The sequence below is a fragment of the Nostoc sp. DedQUE09 genome (genome assembly GCF_034530915.1).
Lineage (GTDB): Bacteria > Cyanobacteriota > Cyanobacteriia > Cyanobacteriales > Nostocaceae > Nostoc.
In genome coordinates, this window is the sequence record NZ_JAVRCE010000009.1 from 59399 (window position 1) to 79317 (window position 19919).

General features: G+C 42.8%; 19 protein-coding genes. 8 read left to right on the top strand and 11 right to left on the bottom strand.

Annotated elements, in window-relative coordinates; all coding sequences use genetic code 11:
- Positions 1–73: 73 nt before the first annotated feature.
- Both RMY27_RS08280 and RMY27_RS08285 read right to left on the bottom strand, forming a co-directional pair.
- Positions 74–856, bottom strand: a complete 783-nt coding sequence (locus RMY27_RS08280; protein WP_322662113.1) for a glucose 1-dehydrogenase — start codon at positions 854–856, stop codon at positions 74–76.
- A 388-nt stretch (positions 857–1244) separates the two neighbouring features.
- Positions 1245–1736, bottom strand: coding sequence for a cupin domain-containing protein (locus tag RMY27_RS08285; protein ID WP_322662115.1), 492 nt, complete (start codon positions 1734–1736; stop codon positions 1245–1247).
- 312 nt (positions 1737–2048) lie between these two features.
- Between RMY27_RS08285 and RMY27_RS08290 the strand changes: the two genes are divergently transcribed.
- Positions 2049–3233 carry an AbrB family transcriptional regulator gene (locus tag RMY27_RS08290; RefSeq protein ID WP_322662117.1) on the top strand — a complete coding sequence of 395 codons (1185 nt, stop codon included), beginning with the start codon at positions 2049–2051 and terminating at the stop codon, positions 3231–3233.
- Positions 3234–3315: 82 nt separating this feature from the next.
- Here RMY27_RS08290 and RMY27_RS08295 read toward each other — a convergent pair whose 3' ends face one another.
- Together RMY27_RS08295 and RMY27_RS08300 are read right to left on the bottom strand one after the other, a co-directional pair.
- The gene (locus RMY27_RS08295; protein ID WP_322662119.1) at positions 3316–3810 is read right to left on the bottom strand and encodes a DUF3598 family protein; all 495 of its coding nucleotides are present in this window, start codon (positions 3808–3810) and stop codon (positions 3316–3318) included.
- A gap of 43 nt (positions 3811–3853) precedes the next feature.
- A complete protein-coding gene (locus RMY27_RS08300; RefSeq protein WP_322662121.1) occupies positions 3854–4924 on the bottom strand; it encodes an FAD-dependent monooxygenase in 1071 nt (356 codons plus the stop codon).
- A 232-nt stretch (positions 4925–5156) separates the two neighbouring features.
- Here RMY27_RS08300 and RMY27_RS08305 point away from each other — a divergent pair, with 232 nt between their 5' ends.
- On the top strand, positions 5157–5966 hold the full coding sequence (locus tag RMY27_RS08305) for a nucleotidyltransferase domain-containing protein (RefSeq protein WP_322662123.1): 810 nt from the start codon (positions 5157–5159) through the stop codon (positions 5964–5966).
- A 451-nt stretch (positions 5967–6417) separates the two neighbouring features.
- Here RMY27_RS08305 and glsA read toward each other — a convergent pair whose 3' ends face one another.
- Complete coding sequence (gene glsA, locus RMY27_RS08310; protein WP_322662125.1) at positions 6418–7401, bottom strand: glutaminase A; 984 nt, start codon at positions 7399–7401, stop codon at positions 6418–6420.
- Between the two features lie 899 nt (positions 7402–8300).
- Between glsA and RMY27_RS08315 the strand changes: the two genes are divergently transcribed.
- From RMY27_RS08315 to RMY27_RS08340, 6 genes are all read left to right on the top strand, one after another.
- Positions 8301–9404, top strand: coding sequence for a septal ring lytic transglycosylase RlpA family protein (locus tag RMY27_RS08315; protein WP_322662127.1), 1104 nt, complete (start codon positions 8301–8303; stop codon positions 9402–9404).
- Positions 9405–9589: 185 nt separating this feature from the next.
- Complete coding sequence (locus RMY27_RS08320; protein WP_322662129.1) at positions 9590–11191, top strand: bifunctional pantoate--beta-alanine ligase/(d)CMP kinase; 1602 nt, start codon at positions 9590–9592, stop codon at positions 11189–11191.
- 511 nt (positions 11192–11702) lie between these two features.
- On the top strand, positions 11703–12305 hold the full coding sequence (locus RMY27_RS08325; RefSeq protein ID WP_094350617.1) for a superoxide dismutase: 603 nt from the start codon (positions 11703–11705) through the stop codon (positions 12303–12305).
- Between the two features lie 455 nt (positions 12306–12760).
- Positions 12761–12967, top strand: coding sequence for a hypothetical protein (locus tag RMY27_RS08330; protein WP_099099470.1), 207 nt, complete (start codon positions 12761–12763; stop codon positions 12965–12967).
- An 86-nt stretch (positions 12968–13053) separates the two neighbouring features.
- Positions 13054–14190: an AIR synthase related protein gene (locus RMY27_RS08335; RefSeq protein WP_322662131.1), complete on the top strand. Its 1137-nt coding sequence runs from the start codon at positions 13054–13056 to the stop codon at positions 14188–14190.
- A 500-nt stretch (positions 14191–14690) separates the two neighbouring features.
- Positions 14691–15377, top strand: a complete 687-nt coding sequence (locus RMY27_RS08340) for a PHP domain-containing protein (RefSeq protein ID WP_322662133.1) — start codon at positions 14691–14693, stop codon at positions 15375–15377.
- A 71-nt stretch (positions 15378–15448) separates the two neighbouring features.
- Here the strand turns inward: RMY27_RS08340 and arsH are convergent, their stop codons facing one another.
- From arsH to RMY27_RS08370, 6 genes are all read right to left on the bottom strand, one after another.
- Entirely contained in the window at positions 15449–16114 is a 666-nt protein-coding gene (gene arsH / locus RMY27_RS08345; protein WP_322662134.1) for an arsenical resistance protein ArsH, read from the bottom strand.
- Positions 16115–16239: 125 nt separating this feature from the next.
- On the bottom strand, positions 16240–16653 hold the full coding sequence (arsC, locus tag RMY27_RS08350) for an arsenate reductase, glutathione/glutaredoxin type (RefSeq protein WP_322662136.1): 414 nt from the start codon (positions 16651–16653) through the stop codon (positions 16240–16242).
- A gap of 34 nt (positions 16654–16687) precedes the next feature.
- On the bottom strand, positions 16688–17749 hold the full coding sequence (gene arsB / locus RMY27_RS08355) for an ACR3 family arsenite efflux transporter (protein ID WP_322662137.1): 1062 nt from the start codon (positions 17747–17749) through the stop codon (positions 16688–16690).
- Positions 17750–17944: 195 nt separating this feature from the next.
- Positions 17945–18271 carry a metalloregulator ArsR/SmtB family transcription factor gene (locus tag RMY27_RS08360; RefSeq protein WP_322662139.1) on the bottom strand — a complete coding sequence of 109 codons (327 nt, stop codon included), beginning with the start codon at positions 18269–18271 and terminating at the stop codon, positions 17945–17947.
- Between the two features lie 273 nt (positions 18272–18544).
- Positions 18545–19249, bottom strand: coding sequence for a precorrin-2 C(20)-methyltransferase (locus RMY27_RS08365; RefSeq protein ID WP_322662141.1), 705 nt, complete (start codon positions 19247–19249; stop codon positions 18545–18547).
- A 2-nt stretch (positions 19250–19251) separates the two neighbouring features.
- Positions 19252–19878, bottom strand: a complete 627-nt coding sequence (locus tag RMY27_RS08370) for a precorrin-8X methylmutase (RefSeq protein ID WP_322662143.1) — start codon at positions 19876–19878, stop codon at positions 19252–19254.
- Positions 19879–19919: the final 41 nt, after the last annotated feature.

Consider the following 19919-nt stretch of genomic DNA (forward strand, 5'->3'; position numbering starts at 1 on the left):
TAATGAGTCTTTGAACTCCGCTCCTCTGCTCCCCTGCTCCCCTGCTCCCCTGCTCCTCTGCTCCCCTGCCTCTCTACTGCTCTTGATAATTCCAGAGCAATCCACCGTCAACAAAAAATGTTGTGCCTGTCACATAATCTGACTCAGAAGATGCGAGAAATGCCACTATAGAGGCAACATCTCTTGGTTGTCCTAATCGTCCCAAGGGAATGTTTTTGAGGAGTGCTTCTAACTTCTGTGGATCATTCAATAGTTTAGTATTGATTGGAGTTTCAATTGCCCCCGGTGCAACATTATTAATAGTAATGCCATGAGGAGCCAGTTCCACAGCTAAATTACGGGTGAGCATTTTCAAGCCACCTTTGCTAGCACAGTAGGCAGCAAAGTGCGGAAAGGGTAATTCTTCATGTACGGAACTAATATTAATTATCTTGCCAGGTTGCTTTGTTTCTAATCGGTGTTGCACAAATGCCTGTGTGGCAAAAAATATTCCTTTGAGATTCACATTCATGACAGCATCGTAATCTGCTTCAGTCACATCCCAAAAGTTGGCGTTTTTTTCAATGCCTGCATTGTTAACCAAAATATCCAGATTGCCAAAGTGGGAAATACTGTCTGCAATCATGCGCTGCACATCGGCAACCGTACCTGTATCTGCCTGAATTGTAAACCCGTCTACTATATGGCACTGGCCACCAGCCGCCTTTATCTTCGATAAGGTTTCTTCTGCCCCTTCAGGATGAGAGCGGTAGTTGATGACAATACTTGCTCCTTCCTGCGCTAGACGAATTGCGATCGCCTGTCCAATTCCTTGGCTACTGCCTGTAACTAGTGCAATCTTATCTTTTAGTTTCATAACTGTTCCAATGACTTTGAATCTAGAAGGCGCTCTGTTACATCAAGTCCAGTTAATTAACGATTATTCGAGATATCTATGCAAAAATCTAAAACTCTTTTCTCCCGGTCACTGAGCGACTTGCCCTGACTTGTGCCGAGCAAAGCCAAGGTAGCGTAGTCGTACCATTTTGTGGAAGCAAGCTACGCGTAGCGTCCCGTAGGAAACGGAATCGAAGTGTGCTCTTTGCCCCTGTGGTCTTAATAATTAGGTATTTCATTGAACATAATACAACACCATAGGATACAACCTGTCCCAATATCCATTTTTTATTTAGAAATCCCTTACCAATTGCCCCTAGTTAAAACTCGTTGTTATGCTTTATGGTGAGTCTTCGTGCCTCGTGTTGTCATTGCCCAGGAGGGGGAGGAATAATCTCGATGCCGTACTTAGGTGAAGTGGTGAGAATTTTATCTAAGTCTTCAGGACTCAATGGTGGGGCAGATGTAATTTGACCATTCACCGCCTTTCCAACTTCGGCAATAAATTTCTCAAATCCAGCAGGTGTCACCCAAACTAAAAGTTTGGCAGGTACAGAGGTGGTATTAGTAAATCGATGAAGCTGACCTTTGGGCGAATGGAGGAACGTTCCAGCCGTTGCAACAAGGATGCGATCGTCAAGCTGGAATTCAATTTCTCCATCTTGAACATAAAATGATTCATTTTCTCTGCTGTGCCGATGGGGAGGCGTACCACCACCAGGTGCAACGATTACCTCACAAAGCGCATAGGCTTCTCCTGTCTCTTCACCAATTGCTTTGAATGTATAGAGGTCTTGACCAAAGTAATAAGAACGACCTTGATTTGGTTGAACAAAAAGTCCGTTTTGATGAATTGTCATTGCAACTACTCTCCTTTTTTAGTTAGGTTTCATGCCTTAAGCAATCTACACAAGCTTTACATTTAATTCTATTTACCTACTTCCCGCAAAAAATAGTCACGTCAACTTTGGAGTAAGGTTTCAAGTTGAGCAGCGCAGTAAAGTAACCCTCGCTTTCACTCGCGGATCGAATGCAGCCAACGCCAGTATCCAGATTAAGGACTATGTTTCCAGGGTTGATATCTTTTTGCTTGTTGCTGGTAATGTGCGATCGCATCACCGGAGATCCACTTTTGCACCTATAGCTTAGACTTAAAAAAAAGCTTAGTATCGATGAATCAAAGTCTAAGTGCTACTCCCAGCCTGGAAGAACACACTCATCAAAATCCTGTTGCTACCAAACAGCAGCTATTTAGGAAGCAACTAATTGTCCTTGTCTTGGAGATGCTTCTGGCATTACCTCTGGGTTTACTGCTCACAAAGTTCCAAATTGGCAGGATTGCCTGGATATTTGGCGGGATTGCCGCAGGTACAGTGATTCTCCAAGGGTGTCGAATTTTTTATCAATATTCCCCCCCACCTAATCGCACTGCTAGAAAAGTGGGAATGGCACTTGTCGGCTTAACTGTCGGCGCTTCCAATGCCCACGCTAATCTAGCTAGTGTTGCTTCCGGTATTCCCATATTTATTTTTCTTACCTTGTTTCTGCTACTAAGTGGAACCTGTATCGGTTACATTTACTCCCGCGTCAGCAAAACCAACCTATTTACAGCAATGCTGGCTACAGTTCCTGGTGGTGTAGGAATTATGGCAGCGATCGCAGCCGATTACAATAAAAATGTTAGCTTGGTTGCCCTAGTTCAGGCGATTCGCGTCACCTGTGTAGTTATTCTAATTCCCCTCGTCGCGAAAACATCAACTGGTAATTACTATCCGCAAACACTTCCAATCAACGCTGCTTGGCTCAATCTCGATCCATCTCAATTAGAATTACTCTTGTTAGTACTCCTAATCACTGGATTAGTAGTTTATCCAGCTATATTATTTAAAATACCTGCTGGCGATTTCTTTGGTGCATTGCTGATTGGTATTGGGTTTAATCCTTTGCTACATTGGCTGCCTTTTGTGGGTGATATTAGCTTTAGTCCGCCGCCTTTAATTAACTTATTGGGCCAAATGCTGTTGGGAATTACGATTGGTGAATATTGGGGAGACAAACCCAACTTTAGAAAGCGGACTGTTGCCTATGCCTTGATGTCTGTAGGAATGACTCTTATAGCCGGAGCGATCGCTGCTGTACTTGCGATGCAATTAACCTCTTGGGACTGGTTAACCTGTCTTTTAGTCACAGCACCAGGAGGATCGGCAGAAATGATCCTGGTTTCCCTGGCATTGAATCATAATGTTGAAATTGTCACAACTGGTCATTTAGTACGACTAATTGCGATTAATAGTTCTCTACCGCTTTGGCTGTTTTTGTTTCGCCGTCTGGATAAGCAACTTTCAGAACCAGTTTAATTTTATTAAAAATAAAGGTCAAATCACCCAATTTTGCTCAATTGCAACCTTCCTTGCTCAAATCTGGGACTATCTAATCTATTTAGGAAAGACGAATTTCTTCAATAAAGGAGATACCATCAAAAATGCCATCTTTAAAAGCTTGCGTACTACGAACTCGGTGATTTTCATCGAGTAAAGTCATTGTTTCTATAAATGTAATCAGGGCGTTATCTTGAGTTTTCGTTATCCGAAAGCAAATCGTGTCCTGACCAGCATCCCAAGCGATGGCGGAAAAATCAGAATAACTGCTAGAAACAAATTTCACAATTCTATCTTCAAAGTATCCTTCAAAATTCAGCTGGAGGCGAGAGCCATCTGAGTATTCATAATTGTTAACCTGTCGGTACTGACTCCCCTCAATCAAGATGGTAAAAGTACCGAAAAAGCTGCGAGAAAAATGTCCGCGTTTATCAGTTTTAATAAACTCACCTTTCCAAGTGCCAATATGACGTGTAAAAATCTCTGGAACTTTCTCCAGATCGACAGATATCGCCGGGGTGATGATATTTTCGCTCATTACAGGATCGTTACTCATTTATTTTAGATAAAAACTAATTTTACTTTGAATTTCACCTTGGCTAACGACGACCAATTTTCTGGCTCATTTCACGACTCGTGCGTTGATATTCGTGGACAATGGGTAATCTTTCTGTCTGATAATTTTCGAGAGCTTCGGGAATACTACCACTAGACGCGAGATGTTGCGTTAAAGCCAAACCATCTTCCCAACCCGAAGTCATACCTCTAGCGCGAGTCGGACTTTTTGCGTGAGCCGCATCACCAATTAAAATAACGCGACCATCATACAGTTGAGGCAGGGGATCGATGTCATAGGAATAACGACAGATAATATTTTCCGCAGGGGTAGACTCAATTACATTTCGTGCATCCTCTGGGAGTTTGGCTAATTCTTCGGGAGGAATAGATATATCAGTTGGTTGTAGTGCGCCTATTTCAGAACCCGTCTGCTCTTTTTCTATAAAGAAACCCCAATGAGTCAGATTTCCACCAATATGAAAGAAATTTGCATAAATTCCTCGACCGCGTACATAAACAAAAAAGTTTCCTTCTGGACAGAAGCTATTATCTGTCACAATCCCTCGCCAAACTAGATCGCCTAAATAGCATAGTTTTACATTCGGAACTACAAACTGCCGAACCTTAGAAAGAATGCCATCAGCACCCACTATCAGATCCCCTTCCCAGTGACTTCCATCTTTAAAGTGTGCGATCGCACTATTCTCAGTCTGGGTTATCGAAGCTAATTGAGCATTAAAATGAATAATATTAGGAGGTAAAGTATCGAGGATTGCTTCTAAAATTGCCTTACGGTGTACAAGCATTCCTGGTAGTTCATCTTCAGCATAGGTGACGGTTTCTGAATTGATAAATCCACCTTTAAGGTTGCGAAACTCAAAGTATTTTACAGGATCGCTTGAGCTAATAATTTTTTGGCTGATTTGAGGGTTTCCTTGATGAAGTGCTTCCATACCTGATTGGACAATAAGAATGCCACATCCATCGGTACGGACTACAGGTGCTTTTTCAAACAAGTCAACTTGAAACCCTTCTTGAATAAGTAAAGTTGCAAGATAAGCCCCTGATGTCCCTGCGCCGATAATACCTATCTTGCTGTTGGAAGAAACCATCTGTGACTCTCTTGATTTAATCTTGTTTAGATGATACTTGATTGAGATATTATCTTAAATTATAAGATTAAGCCAAAAAGTTTTTTATCAAGGGCGATGCCTCTGGCGGATATAGCTCCTAATTGAGGTTGCATACGGTTGGACGGACATGCGAAAAGGGATAATTTAAAATTTGGCAACTATATATAGTGTTATTTGGTATTTTGCGATCGCTGCTGTAATTTGAGATAGTATGCCTGTTCCTGAACCACAACAAGAGCTTTTAGAACAAATTCTGGCAAAGTTGAAGACGGATGACCGTTTACTGGGTGTAGCGGTCGGTGGTTCCTATTTGAGTGGAGAAATGGATGAGTATTCTGACCTCGACTTGATTATTGTTGTGGATGATGTTCACTATGAGCAAGTTTTAAACGAGCGTCAGCTTCTAGCCAGCAAACTAGGGAAACTGCTAGCAGCTTTTACCGGTGAACACGTCGGCGAACCTAGATTGTTAATCTGTCTCTATGACAGTCCTCTTATACACGTCGATTTGAAGTTTTTGCTTTTACAAGATTTTCAAACAGACCGCGTAGAAAATCCGATTATTCTATGGGAGCGAGGAAATCTACTAACTTTAGCTGTCTCAGAGAACCCACGGAACTATCCACCCTTTGACCCGCAGTGGATTGAAGACCGCTTCTGGGTCTGGGTACATTATGGTGCAACTAAATTAGGAAGAGGTGAACTTTTTGAAGTCATTGATTTTCTTTCTTTTCTGCGTGGGCAAGTTCTGGCTCCATTAGCCAAAGTGCAAGCTGGACTACTTCCACGCGGCGTGAGAAATTTGGAAAGGGAAATTCCGTCTTATTTGAGCGATTTTCGCCAGACTATTCCCGCTAAACACGATCAAAAAGAAATTGCGCGATCGCTTCAACATACCATTAACTTGTACTGCCAGCTTCGCTCTAAATTAACAATGCCAGAGTTAATTATCCGTTCTCAAACAGAAACTGCCTCCACAAAGTATTTGGAAAAAGTAATAGATGGTTTTAAACAGAGCTAATAGACCTCTTGCAAAACTAGTTTTGCAAGAGGGGGAAAGGGTAAAGGTTAAAGGGAAAGGGTAATTCTATCGCTGCTTTCCCCTTTGCCCCTTACCCCTTACCCCACTTCTGCAAGAAGTCTAATAAATAGGAGTCAGAATTCAGAATACTCTACCCATGAAAGGTTTTTCTCTCTCTTCCTTGGTGTCCTTATCTGCGAGACGCTGCGCGATGACGCTAGCCTACGGCAGACGCTTTGCGCCTACGTCAAAAAATTCAGGTATGCTGCTGGCGCAAGAAGGGAGTAATTCCTTCTGACTTCTGACTTCTGAATTCTTATTTAGGGGTTGCATATTTGCGGGATGATTTTACTATTTTTGTAGGATGGGCATCTTGCCCGTCCCTTGTATTTCCGGGCGGGCAGGATGCCCACCCCACAAGAATCATCCCTTAATTCAGCAATACCCTTATTTATTGAAATTTCGCCTCTTCGCCTGAACAATCAAATAGATGTAAACCTAAACGTTGGGAAAGTTCTTCACACACCTTTACCCCCCGTACACTATTACCACGCACATCCAACAACGGCGAAAAAACTCCAATGCCCATTTTATTGGGTACAACGGCAATAATCCCACCACAAATCCCACTTTTTGCCGGAATCCCAATTTTATAAGCCCATTCACCTGCAAAGTTGTACATCCCACAGGTATACATAACACTCAAAATATCTTTGATGTAACGCTTATCTATCGCCCCTTCTTTGGTGATGGGGTTAATACCTCTGTTCGCAAGAGTAGCCGCCATCACCGCCAAGTCTTGACAATTCACCATCACAGCACACTGCTGGAAATAAAGATCCAGCGCCTCTTCAATGTTTCGGTCAATCATGCCAAAGTTGAGCATCAAATGCGCCATTGCGCGGTTACGATGCCCTGTACTCCGTTCTGAAGTAAAAACTGAAATGTCAACGAATACGTCGCGCCCAATATATCGCCGAAACATATCCAGCATTCGGTTCAGGCGTTCGGTAGGGCCGGAACCTTTAATTAAGCTAGTGGTGGCGATCGCTCCAGCGTTTACCATTGGATTATAAGGTCGTTTCGATTGCTCATCCAAAACAATCGCGTTGAATGCATCTCCTGTCGGTTCCACGCCAACTCTAGTTAAAACATAATCCAGTCCATGATCTTCTAAGGCAAGTCCATAAGCAAACACCTTGGAAATTGACTGAATGGTAAAAAGTTGCTCGTAGTCCCCAACTTTGTAAATCTGACCATCTACTGTCACAATACAAATGCTGAACAAATCCGGGTTTGCCTTTGCTAGTTCGGGAATGTATTTCGCTACAGTACCCTCCCGCAGTGACTTGTACTGGGAATGTAACTCGTAGAGAAAAGCTTTTAATGGCGATGGTTCTATTTCTAAATCTCCTGGATGCACTTGGTTTGTCATTAGGCTGATGGCATTTTCCAAAATACCTACTATATATAGAAGAGGTACAGCTGTACATCCCTACTGTTACAAAGATTTTGTCAAAAATAGCTTGCTCTAAAAAATCATACTTGAGCAATTACTGAAATTATACGAAATAAGATGTATTTTTTGTTACAAGCCATATCTGTTGTTTAAGCGATCGCAAAGTTTTCTTAATTTTTAAGTCATTAATCCTGAAAAATATTAGTTTGGGTATTGTCCTTTTTTTTATACTCAGTAATACGGTAAGACAAAGTTTTATTTGTTACTAATATCAGTCTAGTTGTGGAGAATAAAAGTAGTGATTGATGTAAGTAGAAAAAACTTTCAAAAAAGATATTAAACTCAAACTAATTTGCATAATTATTTAAGATGTAACTCATATCACCACTTATTCATAGTTAAATCTAAAGATTTCATTAAATAAATGATTTTAAGCATTTATGCCGTTGCTATTTAATTAAAGTTATATTACCTTCTTAGAGGAAATAGCCAAAAAGTATGTGATCTAGAATACACGGATAGTTGCGAGCCTTTAGAAGTGATGTGAATAAGGTATCGCTACTTTAGTGTGAAATAAGCGTAAAGTTTTTTTAAGAATTTTTTGACTTACGGAAAAAAGCGTTACATAGCCAAAGTCCGCTTTTGAGAAAGGTTTCGACCTTCAAATTGGAATGGAAATTTGAGAAAGTGGACGAGAGTTACGCTAAAACCCTGATCCCCAAGCCAAAAGGTTCGTGTTAGTCTGTTGCAGTTATAAAGAACAAAGTGAAAACGGAACGAGTTCGAGTTTTTCAAAAGGGAAATCACTTTCATTAGTGATAAATCCCGCAAGTTATAAAACTTTAAGTTCTACAGTCGCTTTCAAAAACGGACGCATGAATCAAAGACATTTGTGGACTATTGTTGCCCTGTTTATGGCTGTTTTGGGAATACCCTCAGTCGGTTGCACTCAAACCACCAAAGGAAATGCGCTAGCATCCCAAAAATCACCCACCCCTGATGTGGTTAAGGTGGGAGAGTACCAATCAACAGCAGGGAAACAAACCTTGGATGCTGTGATTACAGAAATTCATCCTCACGAAATTAGAGGACGTAAGGCGGCAACCCTTTTTATCAAAAATATACCTGTTCTCACCTTTTTGAGTTCTGTATCAAATACGAATCTTGAGACTAAAAAAGTTGGTGCAATTGGCAATACTGGGGGCGTACAAGGGTACGCCCTTATTGCTAGCAATTCATCAAATGCATTAAATACTGGGAACCTAACAGATGCGAGTAACCAGATTAGCTCCGCTGAGAATGACCCGGTTCAGATAGCTGGTGTAATAGCAGCTAAGATCAACCAGTTGAATCGAGAAAACGTGGACGGGAGTAAAATTACCGTCAGTTGGAAAGCGGGCGAAAAGTCTACTGCCAATCAAGCGCAAAACAAAAGCGTCCCTGCGCAACAAGATGGCGATCGCTATGTAATCAAAATTAATGGCGAAGAACTGGTCGAAATCAACGAAGGTACGCGACTAGCAGATAGTACTAACAATTTGGCGCAAGATGCATTGCAAGCAACCAATCGCTTGCGGAGACTACTAGGCAATGCATCTCCTATAAAAGAAATTGCGAATTTACCAGTCCGTCAACAAATATCAATACCAAAGCTGCCTCAACAGGTTGCCGTTGGAGTAGTGCGATCCACTTTGAGAGGTGTAGCTTCTTTTTATGGCTATGACTTTGCTGGTAATCGCACTGCTAGCGGCCAGAGATTCAACCCTGAAGGCATGACTGCTGCTCATCGCAGCTTACCCTTTGGTACAAAAGTTCGTGTAACCAACACCCGCAATGGTCGTTCCGTAGTGCTGCGGATTAATGACCGAGGCCCATTCATTCGAGGTCGAGTCATTGACGTATCTACCGGCGCGGCTCGAATTTTGGGAATGATGGGCAGTGGCATAGCACCAGTACAGATTGAAGTCTTAGGGAAATAATCCAGTAGGTTACAGGTTACAGGTTACAGGGGAAAGATTGTTCCCTATCACCTGTCACCTATAACCTTTACCCTAAGCCCAATCCCAGTTCCGTATCACTTAATTCCCCTAGTTCAATCATCTCTTCCCTCTATTTCAGATATAAACTAACGGGGGAGGGATCGATAAGAACTAGGGGTATTTTTGTGCGCCTGCTGACAACAGTCGCAGCTTTACGCTGCTATTTAACTAAACGCTGCTCAGAAAACAAGCTAATTGCGGTTGCTGAGGATCTCAGACTAGATGAAATGACTGGCTGGTATAAGACGGCAGTCGGTCTGGTGCCAACGATGGGAAATTTGCATCAAGGTCATTTAAGCTTGATCCAACGGGCGCGGCACGAAAATTCTACGGTGATTGTGAGTATTTTCGTCAATCCCCTGCAATTTGCTCCTAACGAGGATTATCAACGCTATCCTCGCACTTTAGAGCAAGACCAACAACTTTGCGAACAAGCTGGCGTAGATGCCATTTTTGCACCGACTCCGGAAGAAATGGCAGTTCCCCAGAAGAGTATACAAGAATCAAAGGTTACACAAGTTATCCCTCCATCTGCTATGATGACAGGCTTGTGTGGTCGTACTCGGCAAGGTCACTTTCAGGGTGTCGCTACGATTGTTACTAAACTTTTCAATTTGGTACAGCCTGACCGTGCCTACTTTGGTCAAAAGGATGGTCAGCAACTAGCAATTATTAAACGCTTAGTGGCTGACTTGAATTTGCCAGTAGAAATTGTTGCTTGTCCAACAGTACGGGAAGCGTCGGGTCTGGCGTTCAGTTCTCGCAATCAATATTTGACTGCAACGGCAAAAGAGCAAGCAGCAGTCTTATATCGTGGCTTGCAACGAGCGGAAGCTGCATTCATTGCAGGCGATCGCAATAGCAACAAGTTGATAGCAGTGGTACAGCAAGAAGTGGCAATGGTCAGCACGGTCTCAGTGGAATATATTGAATTGGTTGAACCGACTACGTTGATGTCTTTAGAAAAAGTTGAGGAGGAAGGAATGTTGGCGATCGCAGCTCGTTTTGGTACTACACGTTTGATTGACAATACGATATTGCGCGATCGTCAACCTATTATCGCCATTGATGGCCCAGCTGGTGCTGGAAAATCTACAGTGGCGCGGCAAGTGGCAGCAAACCTGAATTTAGTGTATTTAGATACAGGAGCAATGTACCGTGCTGTCACTTGGTTAGTACTGCAAAAGGGAATTGCTATTGACGATGAGTGTGCGATCGCGGAATTAACTAATCTGTGTAAAATTGAACTTACTCCCACCCAGGATTTACAATCATCCGTGCAGGTTTGGATTGATGGTACTGATGTTACCCAGGTAATTCGCACCATTGAGGTAACATCTCTTGTATCTGCGATCGCTGCACAAGGCGCTGTCCGTCAAGCACTAGTTAAACAACAGCAAAGCTGGGGTAAAAGAGGTGGTTTAGTTGCTGAAGGTCGGGATATTGGTACTCACGTATTTCCCGATGCCGAAGTTAAAATCTTCTTAACCGCTTCTGTCAGTGAACGTGCCCGTCGCCGCCAGCAAGACTTTAACACCCAAGGTCAACCTGAAGTGAGTTTAGAACAGCTGGAACACGACATCGCCGAACGTGACTGGAAAGATAGTACACGCAAGGTTTCTCCTTTGCAGAAAGCAGCAGATGCGATCGAACTTCAAACTGATGGTTTGGAAGTGTCTGAAGTCACTGCACAAATCGTTAACTATTACCAACAGCGTTTATCTTAGTATTAATTGCTGCTAGTTGCTATTAGTTTCAAAGGGTGGTGGGTAAGTGATTATTCACTTACCATCCCCAAAACTATATTTAAAAATCAAATAGATAATTTGAATATTGGCTATCTTATTGAAAAATTAACACTTACTAAGTGTTAATAAATATTACTATTTATTTAAAATTAAATCATCTGGCTTTCGACTGATTTTTTAGATCGTAATTAATCTTACTAAAGATAGAAGTATGAAAGCTTTAATTGCTAAATGCTAATTAGTTATTGACCCTTCGCTATGAAATATTAGTCATTTTTATTTATAGTCAGGAATAGCTGGTGATTTGACTTATCACCAAAGTACTTTGTTTCCGTCTTCACTTTATCTTCACTTTGGTAGTAGAATGACGATGTTAAGTTTTATGTTTCGCTAATCAAAGACATAAAACCCCTACAAATAAAAGCTATTAATTTCCCCAACTTTTGCAATAGCTTAAAACTGGAAACCGGTAAAGAGAGGATTTGACACAATGGCATTTGTACAGCCCCCACTACCCTTTGAAAAGGATGCTCTAGAGCCTTTTGGCATGAAAGCTGAAACTTTTGAGTATCACTACGGCAAGCATCACAAAGCTTATGTAGACAACCTCAACAAGCTCACTGAAGGTACAGAACTTGCTGATAAGTCCCTAGAAGAAGTGATCAAAATTTCCTTCCAAGACTCCTCTAAGGTGGGAATCTTCAACAACGCTGCTCAAGTTTGGAACCACACTTTCTTCTGGAATTCTTTGAAACCACAAGGTGGTGGCACACCCACTGGTGAACTCGCAGCCAAAATTGATAAAGATTTTGGTAGCTTCGACAAATTCAAGGAAGAGTTCTCTAACGCGGCTGCGACTCAATTCGGCAGCGGGTGGTCTTGGCTGATCGATGATGGTGGTACGCTAAAGGTGATCAAAACACCAAATGCAGAAAATCCCCTAGCTCATGGTAAGAAGGCACTCCTAACCTTGGATGTTTGGGAACACGCCTACTACATTGACTATAAAAACGCTCGTCCAGCGTTCATCAAGAATTTCCTAGAAAACTTGGTTAACTGGGACTTTGCTGCTGAAAACTTGGCTAAAGCTTAATTAATTGGCAGTTTTGAACTGGCTGCGATGTCTTTTAGTCAGCTACTTTGCAGCTATGTAGCTTGTGCCAGATATGTAAAGTAGAAATAATTCATTTAACACCCTTATCAGCAGTCACGACAGTAGTCAGTTAAGTTTAAATTGATGGGTAAGCGAGTTCGTAGTAAGGACTTTAGTCCTTATTGTCTAAGCACTAAAGTGCTTACTACAAACCCTGAAAACTAGCTTAGACATTGTACTAGTAGTCTGCCAACCAAAAAATGCTGGGTGGGGGCTGGGGAAAGGGGAAAGGGGAAAGGGTAAGGGATTTAAAACCTTTCCCCCTGCCCCTTATCCCCAGAGGGGACCCCACCTTCCCCCTTACCCTTTACCCCACCAAGTTCACTTGGCGACCTACTAGTATCGTGACTGTTTTTGGTTAGGCCTTGAGGGGGATGGTGTGTAAATCAAAATATATGGATAGCAAAGAACTAGCGCAATACATTGAAGCAACGAATAGCATATCCAAACCTTGGGTATTGGTACAACTGCGCCTCAAAAAATTGCAAGAGCGTCGAGCCACCCTGACAAACGATGTTTATACCAAAGAATTAGAAGATATTTACCAAGACTTGATGAAATTGGGTGAATGGTGGCGTGGTATTGAAGATGAGGTATTTTGAGGTATTTTAAAGTGAGGAGTTATGAGTTATGAGTTTTGCTAACTTTTAACTCCTAGCTCCTAACTTCTAACTTAAAACGCAACCTGATGGCTCAAGCTCTCGATCAAGTCGATTACGATACTCTCGATGCTGCAAAACGACGCTTCATCGATGCAGCAAAACGCACACTTGGCTTTGCAAGCGCTTATGGCATCGTCCCCGCGTCAGGTCTGGGAGCAAGTGCTAACGCTTTCAGCTTCAACCTCGCTCCATTTCTAGAGGCGGGGGCTAGAGAACTTTCGATGACACTTGTCCCCGAAGGACTGGGCACCGCAGACGATACCCGCCCTGATGACCTTTCCGAAGAAGAACTTCGACGATTCTGGTGGAATATTGGCATCAAGATCATCTCCTGTCTGACTAACGATGCTGCAACTTCAGGTATGCAGACTATACTTCTGGGTCTTTATCTGCCGTCGAGTACTCCTGAAACAATCTTTACCCCTGCTTTCCTTGATGGGTTTCTTGATGGAGTAGTTGAGGGGTGCAAACGAGTCGGGTGTGTCTATCTCTCAGGGGAAACTCCTCAACTAAAAACTAAGATGATTCCAGGGCGGCTCGATATCGCCGGCTCGGTTTTTGGGGTTATGCCGGCTGGTGTCGCTCCCATTGATAGCTCGCGTCTGGATGCCGGAAATACTATTGTTCTGGTCGAAAGTTCGGGCCCCCATGAGAACGGTTTTACCCCACTGCGAAAGCTTGCTGAGTCGCTTCCTGATGGCTACAGAACAAAACTTCCGAGTGGGCAGGAGTTCTGGGAAGCGATGAATGCTGCGTCGTATCTCTATACGCCCCTTGTACAGGCGGTGCTTGGCGAAGGAATTCGTCCCACAGCGATGGAGAATATCACTGGTCATGGCTGGCAAAAGCTGATGCGGTCGGTGAAGCCGCTTCGGTACGTTATCAAAACAATGCTCCCAGTACCAGAAATATTTACATTTGTTGAGAGTCATCTTGAGGGCGGAGCCGAGACGATGCTTTCGGTGTTCAATTACGGTGCAGGATTCGCATTCTATACAGAGTCGGAACAGGATGCAGAAAGAATTGTCCTGCTTGCAAGAGAACATCAACTTTCGGCTGTGATTGCTGGAAGAGTTGAAACGTCTGTTTCCCGCGAGGTAGTGATAGAACCCTTGGGAGTCACCTTGAAAGGAGATTCTTTTGGAATTGCGCGAGGAGTATAATGCAACCCAAGCGTAGGCATAGCCCGCACTTCGGCTCCTTTCGACTTCGCTCAAGGCAAGTCGCTCAGTGACCATCGTAGACATCGCTAGTTTTCTCGAAGCTATTTTAGACTCTCTTATGCGGTAGCTAAAGCCATTATTGGTTAAAAAAAAGCTGTAATTACTGAGATAAATTATACTTTTTACACACAAAATCAATTTGCATTTCAGGCTGATTAGAGGTAATTACTTTACTAAACCTTTATTTTCTAAGTCATTTACCACAGATGTTATAGGCGCATTTATGAAAAATTAGATGTAATATTTACTACTGCTTAAAAGAAAAGTAGTTTGTATTACCCATGACTACTGAGATTAAGATTTGCTAACGTAGTCTTAACATATTGAAAAATTTGCTGAGAAAGTAGCAGCTGATACTAATTTTTAGTATTGGTTCTTTCTCATCCAGAGATGTGGCATTTTAGTGTGTTAAGGATAGATATTTTTCTTCAGAGGGGGTTATGGCTGTAAATTTGGCCCGTACTACAACTTCGGCAGAACTTTTAAAGCAAGTATTCCGTAATATTGATGCACATAGTTGTCCAAGGTTATTCAACTTTCACATGCACACTGTCTACTCGGATGGTAGATTGCAGCCTAGTGCATTGATGGAGCAGGCGATCGCTATTGGGTTAAAAGGGTTAGCCATCACCGATCATCATGGTATTGTCGGCTATCAAGCGGCGCTTGCTTGGTTAGAAGATTGGAAGTGGAATAATCCTCATGCAATAACTCCTCACCTGTGGAGTGGCGTAGAAATCAATGCCAACCTTTTGAATATAGAAGTTCACATTTTGGCTTATGCTTTTGCGACAGAACACCCTAGTATGAAACCCTATCTGCAAAGAAGGGCGACTACAGGGCAAGAATATCAGGCAAGTAACGTGATTGCCGCTATTCATGAAGCTGGGGGATTGGCAGTTTTGGCTCATCCAGCTCGTTACAAGCGATCGCTTTTTGACTTAATTCCAGCTGCGTCCGAAAAGGGCATCGATGGTGTGGAAACTTTCTACGCCTACAATAACCCTAACCCTTGGAAACCCAGCGTATTGGAATCAGAACAAGTGCAAAAGTTGGCTGATGAATACTTTCTTTTCAATACCTGTGGTACTGATAGCCACGGTTTGAGCCTGCTACAACGCTTGTAAAGATGAATCAATTTTTTTCAATCTCCTGGTTCAATCTGCCAGGAGGTTATCTTTTTTTGGATACTCAATAGTCAATTTGTTTTAGAGTTAACTTCAAGAGATTGAGAGGCTATCTTGATTGTCTCTTTGGCAGCTTTTTCTTTACGTTCACTATAGCGGTCTGTGAGATAATCAACTTTGTCACGCAATAGCAAGGTAAATTTGTAAAGTTCTTCCATCACATCGACCACGCGATCGCGGTAGAGCGAATCCTTCATAGTCCCGTCTTCGTTAAACTCCTGATATGCTTTAGCCACTGAAGATTGATTCGGGATCGTAAACATCCGCATCCAGCGCCCAAGAATTCTTAATGTGTTGACAGCGTTGAAAGACTGAGATCCACCACTTACTTGCATCACAGCCAAAGTTCTCCCTTGAGTCGGGCGAACGGCTCCAATACTGAGGGGAATCCAGTCAATTTGGTTTTTCATAATGCCAGAAATTTGACCGTGCAACTCTGGGCTAGACCATACCTGTCCTTCTGACCACAAGCTTAATTGACGCAACTCCTGCACCTTTGGGTGGCTGTCAGGTACGCTACCGTAAATCGGCAGTTCACGGGGATCGAAAAACTTTACCTCTGCCCCAAATTCTTCAATGATGCGTGCGGCTTCTTCTGCCAAGAGGCGGCTATAGGAACGCTCACGCAGGGAGCCATACAAAAATAAAATTCTGGGGGGATGGTCAAATGTCGTCATGGTAATTGCTTATTCTTTTCCAACTCTTGCAAAAATCACCCACCAGAGGTTCTCTGAAATTGGTTGAATTGTTTCTTGCTCCATTGGTTTGAGCCTTAGTTTAATTCCAGTACTACAAGTAATATTTATCGAGCAGTTGTAAATTCTTTATTCACAGACTCAATTAATTGAGTCACCCGTTCTTTGATTTCATCGCGGACTCTCGGAAAAATTTCTGGTTGTTCTGCTGGATCATCTAACTGCCAGTCTTCAAATACTTCCCGCACAACCCATTCAGGCGGCAAATTCACCCCACAGCCACACAAAGAAATCACTACATCAAAGTCTTGTGCTTGGAAATCACTCAGGGGTTTGGAGTGTTGATCGGTAATGTCGATACCAATTTCTTTCATGGTTGCGATCGCTTCTGGTCTAACCTGACTTGCTTCTAATCCAGAGCTAATCACTGCAATCTTTCCCTTACCAAGAGTTTTAGCAAAACCTTCCGCCATTTGGGAACGGGCAGAATTCTTTTTGCAGACAAACATCACACGTTTCATGGTTCAAATCCTCTGAATAATTTGACTAAATTTATTAGGTTCTCGATTCTGATGGTGAAAAATAACGTTTCTCAAACCAGAAAGCAACGTTCACAAGACCAATTAATACAGGCACTTCCACCAAAGGCCCGACGACAGCGGCAAAAGCAACACCCGAATTAATGCCAAATACTGCGATCGCAACTGCGATCGCTAGTTCAAAATTATTTCCTGCCGATGTAAACGCTACACTTGCGGCTCTAGAATAGTCTGTTTTAACGCGCCAAGCCATGTAAAAGCTGACTAAAAACATGATGATGAAGTAGACGATCAACGGAATTGCAATCTTCACCACATCTAAGGGGATCTGAACAATCAAATTCCCTTTCAAGCTGAACATAACCACGATTGTAAATAACAGAGCAATCAGCGTGATCGGGCTGATTTTAGGTACAAATTCTTCGTGATACCACTGCTTGCTTTTCAGTTTTACTAAGAAGTAACGAGTGAAAAATCCAGCCAAAAAGGGAATACCGAGATAGATAAACACACTTTCAGCAATCTCAGCAATGCTGACATTAACAACACTGCCTTGTAACCCGAATAGTGGCGGCAGTACAGTGATGAAAAACCAGGCATAAGGGCTATAAAAGATAACCTGAAAGATACTGTTGAAGGCAACCAATCCAGCCGTGTATTCTGTATTGCCTCGTGCCAAGTCGCTCCACACAACTACCATTGCAATACACCGGGCTAATCCAATCAAAATCAATCCCGTCATGTATTCTGGGTAATTATGTAAGAAGATAGCTGCCAGAGCAAACATCAAAATTGGCCCAATGATCCAATTCTGAATTAGTGAAACACCAAGAATTTTTCCGTTGCGAAATACATCGCCTAATTCTTCATACCGCACCTTGGCTAAGGGCGGATACATCATCAGAATTAACCCGATGGCAATTGGTATATTGGTTGCTCCCACCTGGAACTGGTTGATAAAGGCTTCTACTCCAGGAAAGAAATAGCCAATACCTACACCGATCGCCATTGCTAAAAAAATCCATAAGGTTAGGAAGCGGTCAATAAAGGAGAGGCGTTTTGAAGTATTTTTGTTCATTACAATTAACCCCATACATGAATGCAGGAGCTTCGAGCAGGAATTTCAGATTATTCAATCCAACATCCAAAATTGAAAATCTAAAATTCGTGAGTTATATCAAGAGTATATCTCTATCATTTCAAAAAAAGTTGATTTGTCAATCCGTAAACAAGTAGAAGTAAACAAAATATTACAAAAAAAATTGATGTATTTTTAACTCTCGCACGGGGGACGAATAGGTAATATTGGGCTAAAGCGGCGGAATTCTGCTAAATACTGCTCTAAGGCAACAAACTGCGGCAGATTGAGGCTGTAGTAAATCCAGCGCCCTTCTTGACGAGCACGAACTAAGCCAGCTTCTTTCAAGGTTTTGAGGTGAAAAGACAGTTTAGACTGAGTGGTTCCCAGGTGTTCACACAGGTCACACACGCATAGTTCTTGAGAACGCAGAAGTTCTAATACCTTAATCCGTAGTGGGTCAGACAGGGCATGAAAGCCAGCAGCGATCGTCTCAGGAGTGAAGGTGCTATTAGAAGCCATCAACTTTTCTTGAAGTATTTCTTTATGGTAAAGTCTAAATTATAGGTTAGGGTGATTTCTGATGAAAAAATACCTATGTTGACAAGTTTCGACAACTCTTGAAGACGCTACGCGTAGCTTGCTTCCCCGCAGGGGTACGCTCAACTCTCGACTACTCAGTTGGTTGAGCGAACTTGTACTGAGCGAAGTCGAAGTAGTCGAAACCAACGGCTATGGTAAATTTATTACTAGAATTCACCTAAACAATGCCTTTACCGAAAAGAAAAGGTCAGTCTATAGTCGATTCTTGGTGGGAATCACAATCATTGAAAAATAGGGTACTTCGGCTGGATCGACTTCATCTAGGGGAATGATGCGTTGCTGTGATGTTGATGCCCGCTCAATATATCTTGCTCGTGACGCTAGCCCCAATTTATGCAGGATATCTCGTACTTTGGTAAAGTGACGGCCTAGTTTCATAATTGCAGCTGCGTCGGTCATCAGCAGATGTGTAGTCAGTTCTTCTGCTGGTAATGGCGCAGGTAAGACGGTGAGGATATCGGTGTAGTAGGTGAAAGGTACACCCAAGGCTACCGGACAAGCCATTAGCGAGGAAACTCCGGGGACAACTTCTGTTTCGTATTGGTCACATAACCGCGTGAACAGGTACATGAAGGAACCATAGAAAAATGGATCGCCCTCACATAACACTACGACATCTCGACCGGCTGCTAAATGGTCGGCGATTGGTTCAATTTCCTTGTCATAAATAGACTTGGCCTTTTCTGGTTCCAAAGCGCGGGGGAGGTGAAATAATACCTCAATTTGATTGCCAGGAAGATACTGCGCCACGATCGCTCTAGCGATACTTTCTTTATCTGTGGCTGATTGATAAGCTACCACAGGAGCCGCACGTAATAGCCGCAGCGCTTTCAGAGTTAATAGTTCGGGATCGCCTGGGCCGACACCAATTCCATAGAGACGACCTTTGGGTTGCATATTCATTCTTCCTCCGTTGCCAGGGCGTTAACTGCTGCTGCCGCGATCGCACTTCCACCGCGCCGACCATGTAAGGTTAAAAATGGTACATTTCTGCTATCTGCTGCCAATGCGGCTTTTGATTCGGCTGCACCGACAAACCCCACTGGAAAGCCCAAGATAATTGCAGGTTTAGTAGCTCCTTCATCGAGTATTTCTAAAAGCCTGAACAGGGCTGTGGGTGCATTGCCAATTGCGATTACTGAGCCTTCTAGGCGCGATCGCCATAATTCTAGGGCCGCTGCCGACCTTGTAGTACCCATACGCTGGGCAAGTTCTGGCACTTCCGGCTCGTTAAGAGTACAGATAACTTGATTGTTTGCAGACAACCGCCGTCTAGTAACGCCATCGGCAACCATTCGACAATCGCACAGAATTGGCGCTCCTGCTGCCAGTGCTGCCCTTGCGGATTGTACTGCTGTTGGTGAATATCCTAAGTCAGTAACAATATCCGTCATCCCACAGGCATGAATGAGACGTACAGCAACTTTTGCTACATCTGGTGGCAAGACATCTAAGTTCGCTTCTGACCGGATGATTGCAAAAGAATTACGGTAAATTTCGTTGGCATCTCGGATATAGTCGGGCATTAAATTTGGGATTTTAAATTTGGGATTGACATATAAAAATC